Consider the following 17,588-nt stretch of genomic DNA (forward strand, 5'->3'; position numbering starts at 1 on the left):
CGGACAGTAAAAAGTCCGCCCTTTTTTAAAAATTTCGGGAGGCTGCTATGCATGGTTTATTCAAGTCGCTCTGCCGGTTTGTAACAGCAGCGGCGCTTGCCGCTGCAATGCTTGCTTTGCAGGGCTGCGGAAATACGGAAAATGAAAGCAAGTCCGTGCTTAATTACGAGCAGCCTACCGTTACCATGATAAGAGCGGTGAAGCTTCTGGATACTCAGTCTTATCTTAACTGCTTCACTCCGGGAGCAAGGGAAAAATACGAGAACAGCGACAATTATAATTCAAAGCTTACTCAGGTGCTGCTTCCCAGTCAGGGAAAAAGCTCCGCTTCCTTAAAAATCGAAACGCTTTCCGCTCAGGAGCTGGAGGCGGACGACATAGCAAAGCTGGAGGATGATTACAGGGAAAGCTACAGCAGAAGGCTTAGCATAAGCAAGGCATACGACCTTTCTGTTCAGATAAGCACCCTTCAGAACGAAAAGGAAACCTCCGATGTGAGAGATATCATCGTTGTAAATACGGGCGAAGAATGGCTTATATACGGCGATGTGATTGAAAAATTTAATTTCAGAGAACAGCAAGAATAAACAATGAAAGGAAATGATCTTATGTCAGTAATCTGTCCCAAATGTGGGTACGAACTGCCGGACGGCGCTAAATTCTGCGGTTCCTGCGGAACAAATTTAGCCGCTTTAAAAAGAGCCGCGGAAAATATATGCGCAAACTGCGGAAGCCAGCTTAAAGAGGGCGCAAAATTCTGCAACGTCTGCGGAACCAAAGTAATGTCCGCGGCTCAGGAGGAGCCGAAGCCGGAAGCAATTCCGGAGCAGCCTACCATGGAGGAGCTTGTTCCTCCGGTAATTACAGACGAAACGTTTGCAGGACAGGGACAGACCGCCGTAAAAACTGAGGAAACCCCTGATTTTGACTCTGTAATTCCTCCCGACGCCGAGCCTGTTCAGCCTTCCCCGCAGCCTGCCGCGGCGAACGTACAGAATAACGCCCCCCAGCCGGCAGCCGAAGCTCAGGTTACAAACGCGGGCGTTAAAACGCAGGCGGCGCCTCAGCCACAGCCCGTGTATCAGCAGGCTCCTGCTCAGGCAGTCAATACCGCCGGCATCCAGAACGCTCAGCCGACCAATGCCGGAAATGTTCCGAATCAGCCGTATCCAAATCCGGCGCAGCAGAACGTTACTCCCGGCAAAAGCCCCAGCGTCCTGATCCCGGTTATACTTATCATACTTATTCTTGCGGTTATAGCCGTTGACGTTTTCGTGCTCTTCCCCGACAGGATCTTCGGAGAAAAAAATGAATCCTCAACGGAAAAGGAAGCCGCGGCGGTCACTTATTTTCTGGAGGATTAAAAGCGCGGCGTCAGAGCCTGACCTCACAAGCTGAGCCCGGTCAATAAAACAATGCAAAAAGGACGGTATAAGGGAAATACCGTCCTTTTTATATAAATAAATTTTCAGTTGATATACAAAAGCTTCGTCTGTCTACAGCCCTATTTGCCTACGCAGAAGCTGGAGAACACCTCGTCGACTACCGCCTGAGACGCCCTTTCTCCCGTCAGCTCCATAAGCGACTGCAAGGCGTAATCTATCATGACCGTGACCGCGTCCAGCGTTTCACCGTAATTCAGAGCGTCAAGCGCGGCGTTCAGCTTCTTTAAAGCCTGCTCCGCGCAGTTTTTCTGACGCTCATTGGCAAAAACCGTCGAATCCGGGTCGTAGCCGCCGAGCGAGAATATCTCCTGACAGGCTTTTTTTATTTCCTCAGTTCCCTCTCCCTGCTTGGCGGAAATTTCAAATATATGCTCGGTGTATTTTTCAAAAACCGACTTGTCGGCCGCCGTTCCCAAATCGCTTTTGTTGAGCGCGGCTACCAGACGCTTGCCTCGGCTCTTAACATATTCGAGAAGCTCAATATCCTCGCCGTCAAGAGGCGTCGACGTGTCAAAGACCGCGATGACCAGCGCGCATTCGTCGATCCGCTTTCTCGCAAGACCTACGCCCATTTTCTCAACGGTATCGTCGGTTTCCCTTATGCCGGCAGTGTCCGAAAGCTTCAGCACAAATTCTCCCAGCCGCGCGGTTTCCTCAATAACATCTCTCGTCGTTCCCGCAATGTCCGTTACTATCGAGCGGTCGTACCCGAGAAGAAGGTTCATAAGCGTCGATTTGCCTACGTTGGGCTTTCCAGCGATAACCGTATCAATACCGCTGCGAAGTATCATTCCGCAGTCGTAATCCCTGAGTATCTTTTCCAGTACCCCTATGGAATTTTCAAGACCTGCCCGAAGGGCGTTTTCCTCTATTTCCGGCAGGTCCTCCTCAGGATAATCGACCCACGCCGCAAGCTCTCCCAGTATCTTCACAAGTCTGTCCCTGACCCCTGAAATGTCCCTGAAAAGCTTGCCCTCTCTGGTCAGCCTTGCCGACCGCAGCGCGTATTCTCCCTGAGCCGAGATCATATCCATAACCGATTCCGCCTGAGTAAGAGAAAGCTTTCCGTTGAGAAAAGCCCTTTTGGTAAATTCACCTCTGTCCGCCGGCTCACAGCCGTTCTCCAGACATATCCTCAGCGCCTTTTTGGCAATGAAAACTCCCCCGTGACAGGAAATCTCCGCCGTATCCTCCCCCGTATAGGACTTCGGCGCGCGGAAAACCGTAAGCAGCCCGTCGTCGGCGGTTTCTCCCGAAGCGGGATCAACGACTCTGCCGTAGGCGCAGGTGTAGCCCTTCATATCCGCAACCCTTCCGAAGCCGGAAAAAGGAACAAAAACCTTCTGAGCAACCTCCAGTGCCTTTTCGCCGCTTATCCTTATAACCGAGATTCCGCCCTCCGCCAGGGGAGTCGAAACCGCGCATACTGTAGACATAAAACCACCTTTTCACTATATCCGCCTGTATCGCGTACAGCCCGCGTCCTGCCGTGCCTGTCCCTTAACCGACAGCTATCAGGTCCTTTCCGCCCATATACATTCTGAGAGCCTCGGGTATCCTTACCGAGCCGTCCTCGTTAAGATTGTTCTCAAGAAAAGCTATAAGCATTCTCGGCGGCGCGACAACCGTATTGTTAAGCGTGTGAGCAAAATACTTTGACCCGTCCTCCGCCTTTATCCTTATGCCGAGCCTCCTTGCCTGAGCGTCCCCCAGATTAGAGCATGAGCCTACCTCGAAATACTTTTTCTGCCTCGGGCTCCAGGCCTCGACGTCGCAGCTCTTCACCTTCAGATCGGCAAGGTCCCCCGAGCAGCATTCCAGCGTCCTTACGGGAATATCCAGCGAACGGAAGAAATCAACGCTGTTTTTCCACAGCCTGCCGTACCATTCCATGCTTTCCTCCGGCTTGCATACGACTATCATTTCCTGCTTTTCAAACTGATGTATCCTGTAAACGCCCCTCTCCTCGATACCGTGAGCGCCTACCTCTTTTCTGAAGCAGGGGCTGTAGCTTGTAAGCGTTTTGGGAAGCTCGCTCTCGGGAGTGATAGTGTCTATAAACTTGCCTATCATGGAATGCTCCGACGTACCGATAAGATAAAGGTCCTCCCCCTCTATCTTGTACATCATGCCCTCCATCTCCGCAAAGCTCATAACGCCCGTAACAACGTCGGAACGGATCATAAACGGCGGGATATAATAGGTAAAGCCCCTGTCGATCATGAAATCTCTGGCGTACGACAAAATCGCCGAATGGAGCCTTGCAATATCGCCGCAAAGATAATAAAAGCCGTTTCCGCTGGTCTTTCTCGCGGAATCAAGGTCTATTCCGTTTAACCTCTCCATAATGTCCACATGATAGGGAATTTCAAAATCAGGAACAGCCGGCTCTCCGAACCTTTCCAGCTCAACGTTTTCGCTGTCGTCCCTTCCGATCGGGACCGAAGGATCGATAATATTGGGAATGACCATCATTCTCTTTTTTATCTCGCCCTCAAGCTCAGCTTCCTTTACCTCAAGCTCCGCCAGCTCCTCGCCGATGGACTTTACCTCGGTCTTAACGCTTTCGGCCTCGTCCCTCTGACCCTTTGCCATAAGCCCGCCGATCTGCTTGCTCATAACGTTTCTCTTGTTTCTCAGCTCGTCGCACCTTGTCTTTGCCGCCCGGTAATCTATGTCCATCTGAACAACCTCGTCAACAAGCGCGAGCTTTTCCTCCTGAAACTTCTTTCTGATGTTCTCCTTTACAAGCTCAGGGTTTGTCCTGATAAGCTTCATATCCAGCATATTGATCTACTCCTTAAATAATTAAATATCTCTTTAATTATATTCCATTTTCCCTCAATAGTCAAGTATTGCGGCCGCTTTAAAACCCGACGGTCAGATTTATAAATTTTATATAAATATTCTGTTGACAACAAGGTAACTTTGTGATAAACTTAGATAAAACTTAGTTCAAGGAGGATTAATATGTTAAGTATTAAAAAACGCTTGCTTTCCGTTCTTTCAGCCGCGGCTCTGGCTGTCGCTCCGGCCTGCCTGCTGAACGCTTCCGCCGCCGAGGGCGCGGACGTTACAGTTAAGCTTGGAACCGCGGAAGAGCTCGTGCAGTTTAAAACCGAATGGGATAACGGCGATTACGCCGACGTCAACCTGACGGTAGAGCTGACAGGCGATATCGATATGACCGGCGTCGAATGGACAGGTCTGTACAAATTCAAAGGCACCTTTGACGGCAAGGGCTATACCATCTCCAATATGGCGATCACAGGCTCCGACATTAACGAACCGAACTTCAGTAAAACCGCGAACCTTGGCTTTTTCAACACCATAGCCGGCGGAACGGTCAAAAACGTTACCTTTGACAGCTGCACCGTAACCGAGCTTGAAAACTTCAGCAACGGCTTTGTCGGAATTATCGCCGGACGTGACGAAACCGACAGCGTCACCCTTGAAAACTGTCATGTCACCAACTGCGAGGTCTTTGTAAACTCCTGGTTTGTAGGCGGACTGATCGGCGAGATCGGAGATATCCCCAGTGCCGGTGTTACCCGTCCGACGCATACTATCAAAAACTGCTCCGTAACCGATACGTTAGTAAGAGGCAGCATGAGCACGACGTCTACCGTCGGACAAATCGGCGGTCTTGTGGGAGGAGCGTACTCAACCGAGTTTATCGACTGCTACAGCAATGCCGACGTTCAGGGCAGCTCTTCGGTCGGAGGCTTGATAGGCTACCTCAGAGCCTGCCGGCTTATAAACTGCGGCTCCGAAGCAGCTGTTATTGCTTTTCACCACAGCGGAGGAATAGCTGGAGCCGCTTTGGTCAGCGAAATAATAAACTGCTATTCTGCCGCGACTGTCATAGGAACCTATAATCTGGGCGGCATTGTCGGAAGCATATCCGGCGCGGAAGGCGAAGGCCTCGGCTTTGCAAACGGCTCCAACGTATTCAGGTTTTCAAACTGTATTTCCGCGGCAGATATAGAATCCTCTGAAAACAGCGGCGGTTCAAGCTGCTCAGGCCTGCTTGCGGGAACGATAAATTCCGCCTCCGGTACTTATCTGGTCGAAAACGCTTACTGCGACAGCAATTCATCATTCACGACCGTAAACAATGAAGACCTGACCGCGGCAAGCGGAACAGAGCTTGACATTATATCTGATTTTTCCGATTCCGAAACGCTTAAATCCATTTTGGATACTCTCAACAGCTATGAATATGAAAACAATGACGTTGAACTGAAAAAATGGGCGGTAAGATCGGACGGAAGCCTGGTATTTGCTTCCTACGCCGTAACCTTTGTTGATGAAAACGACAATGTTCTCGACGTAGTCTATGTAGCCGAAGGCGACAGCTTCGACCCGGAATCCGCTCCTGAGATACCCCAAAAGGAAGGCTTTACGGGAGCATGGGACGCCGACCTCAGCGCTGTTTCCGAAAGCTGTACGGTTAAGGCGGTTTATACCGAGATTTCGGACGAAAGCTCCGATGAAAGCTCAGACGTATCATCAGACGAAAGCTCTGATACTACCTCGGACCTGTCCTCAGACGAAAGCTCCGACTCGGAGCAGGACAGCAGCTCCGACGATACCAGCCTGTCCGATGAAGACAGCGCTTCCTCGGTAACGGACAGCTCCGCCGAATCGGAAACCTCCTCAAAGGCTGATTCCTCCGACAAAAACCCCTCCACAGGAGCGGCGGCGGCAGGAGCGGCGGTTGTTATCCTTGCAGGCGCGGCAGCGGCCGTACTGAAAAAGAAATCGTAAATTTAACCTGACCCGGATATAAAAAATAAGGACGGACCGAATCGGTTCGTCCTTATTTATTTCGTCTTAATAACAACCTCGGTCCGTTCAGCCTTTGACTACCTCGTAATCCTCTCCGCTTACCGCTCTGTTCATCGCTTCAACAAGCTCAGGATAATTCCACTCGTATGTCTCCCTGTTGAACTGCGCTCCGTCGTCCCACATGAAAGGCGCTATGCCGTTTTCATGACAAAGCTTGGTAAACATCTCGCTGAAATATACTCCGCTTTCCTTTTCGTTCCAGACGCCCGTTCCGAATTCTCCGATAATAACCGGTATTCCCTTGCTTACATAGTTTTCCGCCATGTCGTTGACCTTGCTTTCCATTACGCTTACTTCCTGCTCGCTTCCCCATTCGTAATTGATGTTGGTAGTGCAGAATTCCCACGGCGTGTAATAGTGAACGGAAACAATGCACCTTCCGGCAGGATCGTCCGGCATTTTATATCTTGAATCGCAGGTCATCTCAACGTCCGTCCAGTATCCCGCGATAAGCAGATGTCTTTGCGGATTGTTTCCTCCGCTTGCCCTTACCAGATCAACAAACTCCTGATTGAGATTGTTAAGCGTGGTATAAGCGTCGTCCTTACCCATATCGTCAAAGCCGACCTCGTTCATCGACTCGAAAATAAGCCTTTCATCGTAATTCTCAAACCTCTCGCATATCTGCGTCCAGATGGTCTTATACTTGGCAAGCACGCCGTCATAGTCCGTTGACGCGTTCCTTATCCACGCTCCGAACTGGGGATCTCCGCCCCCGTCATGGTGAAGGTTGATAATAACGTACATATCCAGATCGTAGGCGTAATCAACCACCTCCTGTACCCTGTCCATCCAGTCGGCGTCTATCGTATAATCGTCGCTGAGATGATCCCTCCAGGTCACCGGAATACGAACCGAATTGAAGCCGTCCTCCTTAAGCGCCTCGAACATTTCCTTTGTGGTCTTAACGTTCCCCCACAGCGTTTCGTCAACTACCTCCGCGTTCTCGTCGATCTGCCCGTCGCCGTCGCGGTCGGCGTTGCAAACGTCAAGGCTGTTTCCCAGATTCCAGCCGAGGGTCATTTCCTTAACAAGCTCCATTGAAGAAATATCTCTCATCTCTTCGGCGCCGGAGCCCTTCGCGTTCCCTCCGGACGAAGAATCCCCGTCCTTTCCGCAGCCGCTGAAGGCTGAACAGGCAACTGCGGCGCACAGAATAAAAGCCGCCAGCTTGGATTTTCTTATCATAATAAAATCTCCTTCCGCAAAATCCTTTACAGTTTTATTATGATACTCTCCGCGCGCTATGTCAATATAATTTTTTGATTTTGTATAATTATCTGAAACTGTCTTTCTGCTATATCGGACTAATATATTAAAATAATATATGAATATTTATAGCTATATGAAATAAAGAAAAGTTTTTATACATTTGCCGCGCCGCGGCGGCTTAAACCTGATTTGTTCTGAAAATCTGCGTTTTTTCGTATCCGAAATCCTTTTCGTAAGCCTTTTTCCGCCGAATTGAACTCATTGCTGAACAGTCTTTATCTATTAAAATATTAATATAAGAATATGAAACATTCCGTTGTTATTTCCAATCTCCCGCCCCGATTTAACGCGGCTTAAACTTTTACCTTTTCCACAAATTATATGTGCCTGATTTGTGTATTTTAGCATATGAAAAAGTAAAAAAATACCCGCTTAAACGCTTTTTCTGTTCTCACCCTCCTCCGGCACCCTGATAACGTATTCTATAAAGCCGTCTTTCTTTGTTTTCTTTACCCTGGCGTCAACGCCCGCAAGCTTTATCACCTGAACCGCCTTGTCTACCGTGTTGAAAAACAGCCTGAGATCGCTCAGAGCCGCCGACCGCCGTCTGTAGCTTTGCCTTATACGTTCGTTTTTTTCAAGCGTCCTTATGTATTTTTCCGCGGCGTCCACCGTAAGCCTGTCCTTTACTATCTTTATAAGAACCTCCTCCCTCAGGCTTTCGTCAGCCTTGAGCAAGGCCCTTGCGTGCCGCTCGGTAAGTCCGTTTGAAACTATTACCTTTCGCAGGTCGGGAGAAAGCTTCAGTATCCTCAGCTTGTTCGCCACAGTCGACTGCGCCATTCCCAGCCGTATAGCGCAGTCCTCCTGCGTCATTCCGTACTTTGTTATAAGCGCCGAAATAGCCTCCGCTTCCTCAAAGAAATTAAGCTCCGCCCGCTGTATGTTCTCTATAATCGCGATGACCGCCGATCTTGAGTCTGATATATCAACAACAACGCAGGGCACGCTTCTGAAGCCGGCAAGCTTAGCCGCCCTCAGTCTCCTTTCGCCGGAAACAAGCTCATACCCTCCCTCCTTACGTCTGACGGTAAGCGGCTGAACTATTCCGTCCTGGGAAATGCTTTTCGCCAGCCTGGTAAGGTCCTCGGTATTAAAGCTTTTTCTCGGCTGGTCAGGATTAGGAAATATCGCCCCGACCGGTATTTCAACTACCTTTCCCAGCTCTCTCACGTTCTGCGCCGACGTTTTCTCCCTTGTCTTTGTTATAATGCTCATAACGATCCCTCCGATTTATTTTGTGTTCTTTGCAGATATTTTTTACCGCTGAAAAATATAACTTAATGCCAATGTCCCCGCCTTCTTTAGAAGGCGTTCGCTTCTCTAAGACTGCGATTTCAATTCAGCCTTTCAGCAGGAGAATTGATCCCATACCGAAAACCTGAGGAGCCAAAGCCCTTCGCTGTCAAAAAACAGCGTTTTACACAGTTGCTTCATCGCGGCCGATGAATAGCCACGCTCACATCGAACTTTGCTCAAAATTAAAATAACCTCTTTATCAGCATTATAACACTTCCCGCCGGCAGATTTCCATAGAATATTCAAAGAAAAAATCCAAAAATTTCAGCTTAAAATCCTATGATTATCCCGTTTTCCTCATTTCTCCCCATAATTCTCCGCCGTCTTTGTCGATATAACCTAGCGCCTATGTCTCCGCCTTCTTTAGAAGGCGTTTCCATATCAGACTTTGCTCCGAATTAAAACAAAGACAGCCCGCGCGATTGCTGTACGCGGACTGCCTTTATTCCCCTTTTTTTTCATACCGTCTTATTTAAATCTGAGCAAAGCTCAGTGCCGCTGCGATTGCAGCACAAGCAAACGCTGTGTTTATGCAGCGATGAAGCTTTGCTTGGAAGCTTAAAACCCCGCTGAAAGACTGAACGTAACGCGCCGCCTGAAAAACCCTGTCATAAATTCCTGACGCGTATTATCAATACAGCCGAAAATTCAGCCGAGGACTAACACAGCCTTTTCAGAAAGTCCTTGAACATCTCGTCATTCCCGAACTCCATCTCCATAACGATAACTCCGTTCTTAGCCCTCTTAAAATCAGGCGCTATTCCAAGCTCGCTGTATATCGCGGTTCTCGCCTCAAGCAGCATTTTTTCCTCACTGTCCCCGAAAACCACCTTTTTTGGCTTTTTTCTTTCCGTCTTTCTGGCTTCCTTCTCCTCAGCTTCCCTTATGTATCTGCCGCTTACCACATTATCCACGTGTTCCTCAAACTGACGCACCGTCATTCTTCCCGCAAGCGCCTGAAGCATTAATACATGCTGCTGGGACTGATCCTCAACGCCGCACAAAATCTTGGCGTGACCAATAGATATCTGCTTGTCCGCAACAGCCTCCTGCACCTCCGGAATAAGCTTCAGCAGCCGTATGGAGTTTGTAACCGCGCTTCTGGATTTCCCCACGATCCTTGCAATGTCCTCCTGCGTCATTCCGAATTCATCGGAAAGCCGCTTGAACGCCTTCGCCTCCTCGATCGGATTAAGATCCTCCCTCTGGATATTTTCAATAAGCGCTATCTGCGCCGCCTCAAGATCGGAAAGCTCCCTGACCAACGCCGGAATTTCACTCAGCCCCGCAATTCTCGCCGCTCTCCAGCGCCGTTCTCCGGCAACTATCATATACCTGTCCTCTCCCGCGGGACGAACCAGTATAGGCTGCAAAACTCCGTGCTGTCTTATATTGTCCGCCAGCTCGTTAAGCCTTGCCTCGTCAAAATCCGACCTCGGCTGATTTCTGTCCGGCTCAATAAGCGAAAGTCTTATTTCCTCAACGCCCGTACTTTTTCCGCCGGACTCTTCCGCCGAACCGAAATTATCCTCAAACAACGAATCCAGCCCGTTTTTCAGTCTTTCCTTTTTAGCCATTTTTCCTACCTCCGTAAAAATTACTTTTTTATTTCCTGCCTCATAAGAATTCAGCTTGACCGCGCGGAACTTCAAAGATAAACGCCGTCAGCTTAAATTCTCCGCTTCTTTCACTTTTATTCAGAAAAGCTCCTGCCCTTTCACCAATTAGCCGCTCCAACCTCCCGCCCCAGCGGTCAGGCTAAACGGCTTCGCCCCCCTAGGCAAGCATATCTTTACCTGTCGGGAATATCCCGAACCCCCGCTCAAACTGAAATTTATCGCTCTCCAAGAACCTTACTGTATAATAAGCAAGTCAAAGGGACCTTTCTATTTCCCATATCAAGCTCGATTCTTTCTTCGCCAACACGCTCAAATCCACGATGCTCGTAGAACTGATAGGTACAGGCATTATCCGTATAAAGATATATTATCTTGCCTTTTTCACGATTTTCTAATTCGGCAAGCAGCTTGCTGCCGACACCTTTTATTCCGCAGTCAGGGTCAGCCGCGAGAAAGATAATTTCGCCGGACGGTTGAACTGTCCTGATATATTTCTGATACATTTTCTTGTTCGCTTTATCGTAAACCCCGACGCTGTCTTTGAAAAAGAAACGCTGGACCCCTTCAGCAAGTTTTACATACATTTTTCTCCATATGGAACTGTTCAGCTTTGGCTCGCCATTTATTTCAGCGAGAATAACTCCGACAAATCTGTTATCTGCATACGCGGCGATCATCTGCGTTGCTCTTGACGTTTCCAAATACCAAAAATACCTGCCGTATAAATTAAGCGCGATTTTATTATCCAAATACCAATCAAAGTGCATTCCTTTTACAGCAAATTGAATTGCTTTCTTTTCATCTTTCTTATTTAACGCTTTTAATTCAATTTGCATATTCCTAACCTCCGCTTAATCCCGGTTTATCTGTTTCGTTTCTCTGAAAATCTGTTGTTTCCCTGGCTTGTCGCTTATTCTGCGTTCAAGCCTTATGTATTCCCCCCTGTTTCCGCCCTTGCCAGCCAAAATAAATTTTTTATCTGAATATAAACCTGTTTTTCCGGCAGGCGCTAAGCTCTCCGTCATTTGAGAGCGAAACACGCCTTTTGCACAAGCATTCAGCTTGCGCAAGGTCGTCTAAGCTTCTAACCCGGCTGTTATGTACTGTTTGATATCCCCGACGAACTGATTTCCGCAGCGGGACACTTCGCCAAGGACGCGGTCTATTCCTTTTTCGCTTTTATACCAATTATCCTTTGTAATGTTATAACAATGCACAGGGCATACTTTTATTTTTACATCAGGAAAAGCTATTTGGTATAACATAAGACACCTGCGGGCATGAAAAGCTTTGCAAACAATCAAAGCCGTTTTTATCTGAATCCCCTTTTCATCAATAACCTTTCGTGAGAGGAACGCGTTATCGTGAGTATGTCTTGATTTATCTTCACAGATTACAGCAGAGCTTGGCACACCATTTTTAAGCAGCACATCCGTAAAGAATTCACAATCGGACTGATAATCGCCATTGTATATATCTGATTTTGAGCGTACGCCGGGCCATTTATCACGTTTTATGCTGATTCCGCCGGCTGGAACTAACCACTTTGCAAATCCCCCGCGATACAATTGAGCAGCATATTCAGGCTGTTCCGGATGTGAGCCGCCGGGCAGAAAAATAGCGTCAACCCTTTCAGGCTCATCTGATATAAATATAAAATCTGATATATCGGTTATTATATGATTAGACATTATATTTCCTCCTTTTTAAATCCTGTTAATGAACTTTGCGTCAGATCCAAGCATCCTCGGCATTTGAGAACGGATTACCCCCTCGCACAAACCTACGGTTTATACCAAAGGTATTTTTGCTCATTTGAGGATTCATTCATTACAGCTTACTCTGTTTAAAATATCATTTTTCCTCAATTCAACCATTTTTTAAAAAAAGGTAGGTCGCTTACCTTCGGATTATCAATTCGGAAAGTGCACCCACAAACTTTTTCAAAGCTTCTCCCGAATATTATTTTGTGTCTGCCACCCCCACACGAACCGCAGTTACCGCAAAGATTTACATGATTCCAGGCAATACCCTTTATATCTTCTTCCACAGAAGATTCTTCGTATGCTTTACTATCGTCAGACCATATTGTCCAAAGATTTTCTGGTTCATCAGGATCTTTAATTGCAATAAAACATACACACTCATCTCTGAATTTTATTAGATAATAGATTTTATCTTTCCAATAACCATTATCTTTTACAAACTCCAATTAATTTGTCCGTAAATAGCTAATAAATTCTAATGCAGTTTGTATCGCTCCATCTGCTAAGCTTTCTTCAATGTAATTTTCAATTTCCTTTTTCACACCAAAACCTCCATAATATTCGTACAATCACAGTTCTTTAATCGCCACACTTTGTTATAATAGCTTGTTTGTTACTAAATTTTTCTTCCCTTGTCTTTGCCCTTATAAGGTGTAAGAGCAAGGGTAAACTTGTGTAAAACCGTGTAAAGGGATAAGGCAAACACATTGCGATAAATCTTTTATTTTCAAGGCTTTCAGAGGATTTTGTTGAATCCCTATGAGGGACAATAATCATTTATAAAAATTGAGGTTTTCAATTCTAATTTGTTGATCTATCCTCTCATATTCCCGCGCTTATATATAAAATTTCTATCCTTCCCCTGTCTGCGCGAATTAAATTACCTTAATCCCGCCCATTTCGTTTTATATATCCACAAAAAACCCTATTCCCCCTTTAAACTCCTGCCTGCAATATTAAAAAAGCTCTACCCTTGCCGGAAATATACCAATCCCTCGCTTAGACTGAATTTGTATAATCTCAAATTTCACTCAATATTTTCAACATGGTTCCTTAAATAATCGAAATATTTTCTGCCATCGTCATTACCGTCATCGTCAGGCTCAAATATCTCCCTTCCTTCAAACATATAAGCTCTAAGCAAATATTCTATGGCGTTTTTTTCGTCCCCTATCTCCAAACAGCATTCACCCAAGCGAAGCATAATAAACGGATTTCCATACCCCTCGCCGCTCAGATTTCCCCTTGCCTTGTCAAAACATTCGTGTGCTTTTTCATATTGTTTATTTTGGAAATAAACATCACCGATGGCAACCAAAAACCATATGGTCTCACTGTAAATCTGCTGTGGCTCCGGTATCAGACTAAGCGCTTCTTTCCACGCTTGTATAGCTTCCTCATAGTGTTCCTCAGCCTCAAGCTGACTGCCTTTTTCCGCTAATTCACCTAACTTAACTTTTATTTTTGGCGTTAGCTCATCAAGCTCTGCTTCTTCATTTTCTTTTTTTGAAAACAGCTCCATAAATATACCTCCATAAATTTCATTTCGTTGACCCGTCCGTTTAACTTACCGCTTCCATATATAAATTTTCCTATCCTTTTCCCTTTTTCACAAATGACATTCTCTTATATCCGCCCGTTTCGTTTTATATCGGCTTTTTTCTCCGACTTCTTTATGCCGTATGTCTGTAGCTGATAAACGCTGCTGTAATTAACATTTTCAAAACCATTCTGTTATTTTTTTATAATTTCTCCTCCTAGCACTTATATATGCGCACCGCAATCGGCGGACAATTAGGACGATTCACAAATTCACTTACAATTACCGTATATTCGGCAGTCGGAAGCTTCGATATGTATTCCAAAACCGCTTCCTTTTCCTCAAAGCCCGTATCTCTCCCGTAGTATATCGAAAGGCTGATTACTCCTCCGTATTTTAAAAGTCTGAGGCACTTTTCAATCGACTTAATCGTAGTTCCTGCCTGAGTATGTACAGAATGATCGCCGCCCGGCAGCCAGCCTAAATTGAATACCGCCGCCGCAACCGTCCCTTCCTCAGCATACAGGTCAACTTCCTCGTGACCGCGGCAAATAACCTCAGCCGTCTGCGAAAAACCTCTTTCTTTAACAAGCTTCAAGGTGCTTTCAACCGCTTCCTGCTGAATATCAAAGCTGAAAACCTTCCCCTTATCTCCTACAAGCGAGCAAAGAAAAACCGTATCGTTTCCCCGTCCCGCGGTGCAGTCTATACAAATATCTCCCGGCTTGACCTGAGCCGCCAAAAACTCGTGAGCAAGCTGCACAGCTCCAAACGTACTTGCCATAGTCTGCTTTGCCCTCCTTCCAATGTTCCACGTGGGACATTAATCTGATAAATTTTTGATTTCATACGCTTATAAGCGTATTATAAAGCAAATTTCAAAAAATTATAATATGTCTTTTGGCAAAAAATAATTTTAGCTGTATAAATTGGCGGGTGAAAATGTTCCACGTGGAACTTTTAAATACAGGCAGATTTTGATTGACCCGAAATAGAAGCTTGTTTAAATCCGCTGTATCAGCCGTTATTTTTACTGCTCTTTTTATAAACTGTTATTTCTGCGCCGCTTCCGCCGTCACCGTTTTCGCATACTAAAAGATAATTTTCATCCGCGGTCAGTCACGCAGCGACTGCCGCTGTTCTTTTTCCATATCTAATATCTGCTGTCATCCCAGAGCTTGACTGTTCTCCCGCTCCGAAGCGTATATTCAAGACTGACGTAAGAGCCCTTCAGCGCGTTCAAGACTGTAACCTTTTTCTCCGGCGATAAACGGAAGGTAAACTGAAATATTCTTCAGCAACCATCAAAGGAACTCATACGTTTAACGATTTTAAAAATCTAAGCATCAAATATTGTTTTTTATAATCTCTTTTGCAAGCGCCTCATATGCCTTTGAGCCCTTGGATTTTTTGTCGTAGTACAGCGCCGGCTGCCCGAAACTGGGCGCTTCTGACAAAGCTATATTGCGGGGAATTACCGTTTTGAATATATGATCGGCATAATATTTTTTTACCTCCGCTACTATCTGTCCGGTAACCTTGTAACGCTCAACGTACATTGTAAAAAGAATACCTTCTATTTTCAGCTGAGGATTCCACGTTTTTTTGACCCTCTCGATCGTCTGATTCAGCTCTACCAGCCCCTCAAGCGAAAGAAATTCACATTGCAGGGGAATAAGCACCGTATCCGCCGCCACAAGTGCGTTTATCGTCAGCATATCCAAGGTAGGCGGGCAGTCTATAAGCACAAAGTCATAGAAAGCCTTTGCTTCTTCAAGCTTTTTTCTCAGCTGCCTGGCTCTGTCCTTTACCGATATAAGCTCCACTGAAGCGCCAGAAAGCTTCTGAGTTGTGGGGACGACCGAAACTCCCCTGAACTGAGTTGCCACCGCCGCTTCAAAAACGGAGCACTCGTCCATCAAAACCTCGTAAACGGTATTGCGGATACTCTTTTTCCGTATGCCATAGCTTGTAGTTGTATTGCCCTGCGGGTCAAAATCTACAATTAGCACCTTTTTTCCTTTACTTCCGAAAACCGCCGCAAGATTTACCACTGTGGTGGATTTTCCTACTCCGCCTTTCTGATTTGAAACCGCTATTATTTTTCCCATTTCTATAATTAAGCTCCCTTCATTTTTTAAGCGAATATTCTAAACAATAAAAACACTATCATTAAGTTTTTCAGATTTTCCGATGATATAAGTCTATTATACTACATTATTCCGATTTTGAAAAGACCTAAATTGCAGGCAGCAATAAAAATGTTCCACGTGGAACATTTTTATATGCTTTATTGTAATAGCTGATGACAAAATATGATTTATCAATATTTATCTATAAATTTTCTGCATTATATTGACAATTAAATATTATTATATTATAATTAAATTATACCAGATTTTGCTGAATTAAGCTGATTTTTCTTTATTTAGAGCAGACGGCAGCTCTTTAGTCTACAATTATTAAACTGTATTACTTATCAGAAAAGAGGTCATTATGAGAAAACACATTCTTTCAGCATTCATCATTTCTTCTGTTATTCTTTCAGGCTGTTACGCCCAGCCGGGCGACGAAGGATATATAGGCGATCCCTATACCGGAAAAAGACGTTCGGTTTCTTATTCTTCAACCTCTATTTATAACAGCCGTAATGAAATAATCGGAGAAATTGATTATTCGCAGCTTCTTTATATGACGGACGGCAATATTATATATTGTAAATATGGTTCAAATTACGATGCTTACAGTAATATGGAACTTTATTTATATAATATTGACAGCAATACTTCTCAGCTTCTCGGAGTAATTGAAGATTGGTCCTTTTTAAATAAAAATAATTCCTGGGCCGCGGACGGACATTTGTATTTGCTTGTTACCACGGGAGATTATATATCCGAAGATAAAAGCAAGCAGGAGGTATATGACGTTGATCTGAACCAGCAGTCGGTTAAAAGTATTTATACCGTAAAAAACCCAACGACCTATAACACGATGACGATTGCTGAAGATAAGCTGTTCATTTCGTCTACGGACAAAAAGGGCACTTTTCTTATTGAATCGTATGATCTCAAAAGCATGGAAAGCAGTATCATGCAGCCGTCGTTTACATATGACGAAGAAAGCAGTTCCGGAGAGGTCATAAGATATATTACCTACGACGAGGAGAATATTTATTTGCTCAGGGTAAAGAGGGAAGCTTCCGGAGATACTTTCGTTTATATCGACAAATACGATAATAATTTTAATTTTATCAGCTCCAAGGAGTTTGAGCCGGAGCTTGATTACGGCTTTGACCCGTCGGATAATTACGACCTGATCATGGAGCAGCGATTTGACGTAGCCATGTGCTTCAGGGTCTTTGGAGATTATTTTTATTATGAAAACAGGGGAATGATCCAGTGTATGCAGAAGCTTGAAAATGATGAATTCAAGTCTGTTTTCCGCTCTCCCTATTTAAAATGGATAACGAACTGCGACGCTGACGGGCAGGTAAATATGATCTTCAACGTAGAACGCAATGATGTAAAGCAGAAAAATAAGAATATGATATATTCAATTGACGAAAAAACCGATACAATCAAAAGCGCCGAATTTGTTTTATTCGATAAAAAATATTGTATTAACGACGCGATTACCGATTCTGAGGGAAATATTTTTGCCGAGGTTCGCAACGGTTTCGCTGAAAGTCAGGAGTTAGACGATTACAGGCTTTATTATATTAAAAATTCCGAGCTTGATTTTGCCGAAACAAATGATTTTCCGGATACGCTTTTTTAAAGCGGCGGTTCGGGTGAAT

General features: G+C 45.4%; 15 protein-coding genes. 4 read left to right on the top strand and 11 right to left on the bottom strand.

The window, feature by feature from the left end; translation table 11 throughout:
• Positions 1 to 47 precede the first annotated feature (47 nt).
• Both EIH25_RS07740 and EIH25_RS07745 read left to right on the top strand, forming a co-directional pair.
• Complete coding sequence (locus EIH25_RS07740; protein WP_124100337.1) at positions 48 to 587, top strand: hypothetical protein; 540 nt, start codon at positions 48 to 50, stop codon at positions 585 to 587.
• A 3-nt stretch (positions 588 to 590) separates the two neighbouring features.
• Complete coding sequence (locus EIH25_RS07745; RefSeq protein WP_124100339.1) at positions 591 to 1,364, top strand: zinc ribbon domain-containing protein; 774 nt, start codon at positions 591 to 593, stop codon at positions 1,362 to 1,364.
• Between the two features lie 140 nt (positions 1,365 to 1,504).
• Here the strand turns inward: EIH25_RS07745 and mnmE are convergent, their stop codons facing one another.
• Entirely contained in the window at positions 1,505 to 2,881 is a 1,377-nt protein-coding gene (gene mnmE / locus EIH25_RS07750) for a tRNA uridine-5-carboxymethylaminomethyl(34) synthesis GTPase MnmE (RefSeq protein WP_124100341.1), read from the bottom strand.
• A gap of 64 nt (positions 2,882 to 2,945) precedes the next feature.
• On the bottom strand, positions 2,946 to 4,232 hold the full coding sequence (serS, locus tag EIH25_RS07755) for a serine--tRNA ligase (RefSeq protein ID WP_124100343.1): 1,287 nt from the start codon (positions 4,230 to 4,232) through the stop codon (positions 2,946 to 2,948).
• Between the two features lie 183 nt (positions 4,233 to 4,415).
• On the opposite strand from serS, the gene EIH25_RS07760 reads away from it, so the two are divergent.
• Complete coding sequence (locus EIH25_RS07760) at positions 4,416 to 6,215, top strand: hypothetical protein (protein ID WP_124100345.1); 1,800 nt, start codon at positions 4,416 to 4,418, stop codon at positions 6,213 to 6,215.
• Between the two features lie 87 nt (positions 6,216 to 6,302).
• Here EIH25_RS07760 and EIH25_RS07765 read toward each other — a convergent pair whose 3' ends face one another.
• The 9 genes from EIH25_RS07765 to EIH25_RS07805 all read right to left on the bottom strand — a co-directional run bounded on the left by EIH25_RS07765 (position 6,303) and on the right by EIH25_RS07805 (position 15,903).
• The gene (locus EIH25_RS07765; RefSeq protein ID WP_124100347.1) at positions 6,303 to 7,484 is read right to left on the bottom strand and encodes a glycoside hydrolase family 5 protein; all 1,182 of its coding nucleotides are present in this window, start codon (positions 7,482 to 7,484) and stop codon (positions 6,303 to 6,305) included.
• Between the two features lie 456 nt (positions 7,485 to 7,940).
• Entirely contained in the window at positions 7,941 to 8,786 is an 846-nt protein-coding gene (locus EIH25_RS07770) for a ParB/RepB/Spo0J family partition protein (protein WP_124100349.1), read from the bottom strand.
• Between the two features lie 740 nt (positions 8,787 to 9,526).
• Positions 9,527 to 10,444, bottom strand: a complete 918-nt coding sequence (locus tag EIH25_RS07775) for a ParB/RepB/Spo0J family partition protein (protein WP_124100352.1) — start codon at positions 10,442 to 10,444, stop codon at positions 9,527 to 9,529.
• Between the two features lie 257 nt (positions 10,445 to 10,701).
• A complete protein-coding gene (locus EIH25_RS07780) occupies positions 10,702 to 11,322 on the bottom strand; it encodes a GNAT family N-acetyltransferase (protein ID WP_124100354.1) in 621 nt (206 codons plus the stop codon).
• 240 nt (positions 11,323 to 11,562) lie between these two features.
• Positions 11,563 to 12,177 carry a YdcF family protein gene (locus EIH25_RS07785; RefSeq protein WP_124100356.1) on the bottom strand — a complete coding sequence of 205 codons (615 nt, stop codon included), beginning with the start codon at positions 12,175 to 12,177 and terminating at the stop codon, positions 11,563 to 11,565.
• 173 nt (positions 12,178 to 12,350) lie between these two features.
• Positions 12,351 to 12,698: a hypothetical protein gene (locus EIH25_RS07790; RefSeq protein ID WP_124100358.1), complete on the bottom strand. Its 348-nt coding sequence runs from the start codon at positions 12,696 to 12,698 to the stop codon at positions 12,351 to 12,353.
• A gap of 581 nt (positions 12,699 to 13,279) precedes the next feature.
• On the bottom strand, positions 13,280 to 13,774 hold the full coding sequence (locus EIH25_RS07795) for a tetratricopeptide repeat protein (protein WP_124100361.1): 495 nt from the start codon (positions 13,772 to 13,774) through the stop codon (positions 13,280 to 13,282).
• A gap of 235 nt (positions 13,775 to 14,009) precedes the next feature.
• Positions 14,010 to 14,576, bottom strand: coding sequence for a class I SAM-dependent methyltransferase (locus EIH25_RS07800; protein ID WP_124100363.1), 567 nt, complete (start codon positions 14,574 to 14,576; stop codon positions 14,010 to 14,012).
• 562 nt (positions 14,577 to 15,138) lie between these two features.
• On the bottom strand, positions 15,139 to 15,903 hold the full coding sequence (locus tag EIH25_RS07805; RefSeq protein WP_124100365.1) for an AAA family ATPase: 765 nt from the start codon (positions 15,901 to 15,903) through the stop codon (positions 15,139 to 15,141).
• Between the two features lie 385 nt (positions 15,904 to 16,288).
• On the opposite strand from EIH25_RS07805, the gene EIH25_RS07810 reads away from it, so the two are divergent.
• A complete protein-coding gene (locus tag EIH25_RS07810) occupies positions 16,289 to 17,569 on the top strand; it encodes a hypothetical protein (protein ID WP_124100367.1) in 1,281 nt (426 codons plus the stop codon).
• Positions 17,570 to 17,588: the final 19 nt, after the last annotated feature.

Source organism: Ruminococcus sp. Marseille-P6503 (genome assembly GCF_900604945.1).
In the GTDB taxonomy this organism is placed as follows: Bacteria; Bacillota; Clostridia; order Oscillospirales; family Ruminococcaceae; genus FB2012.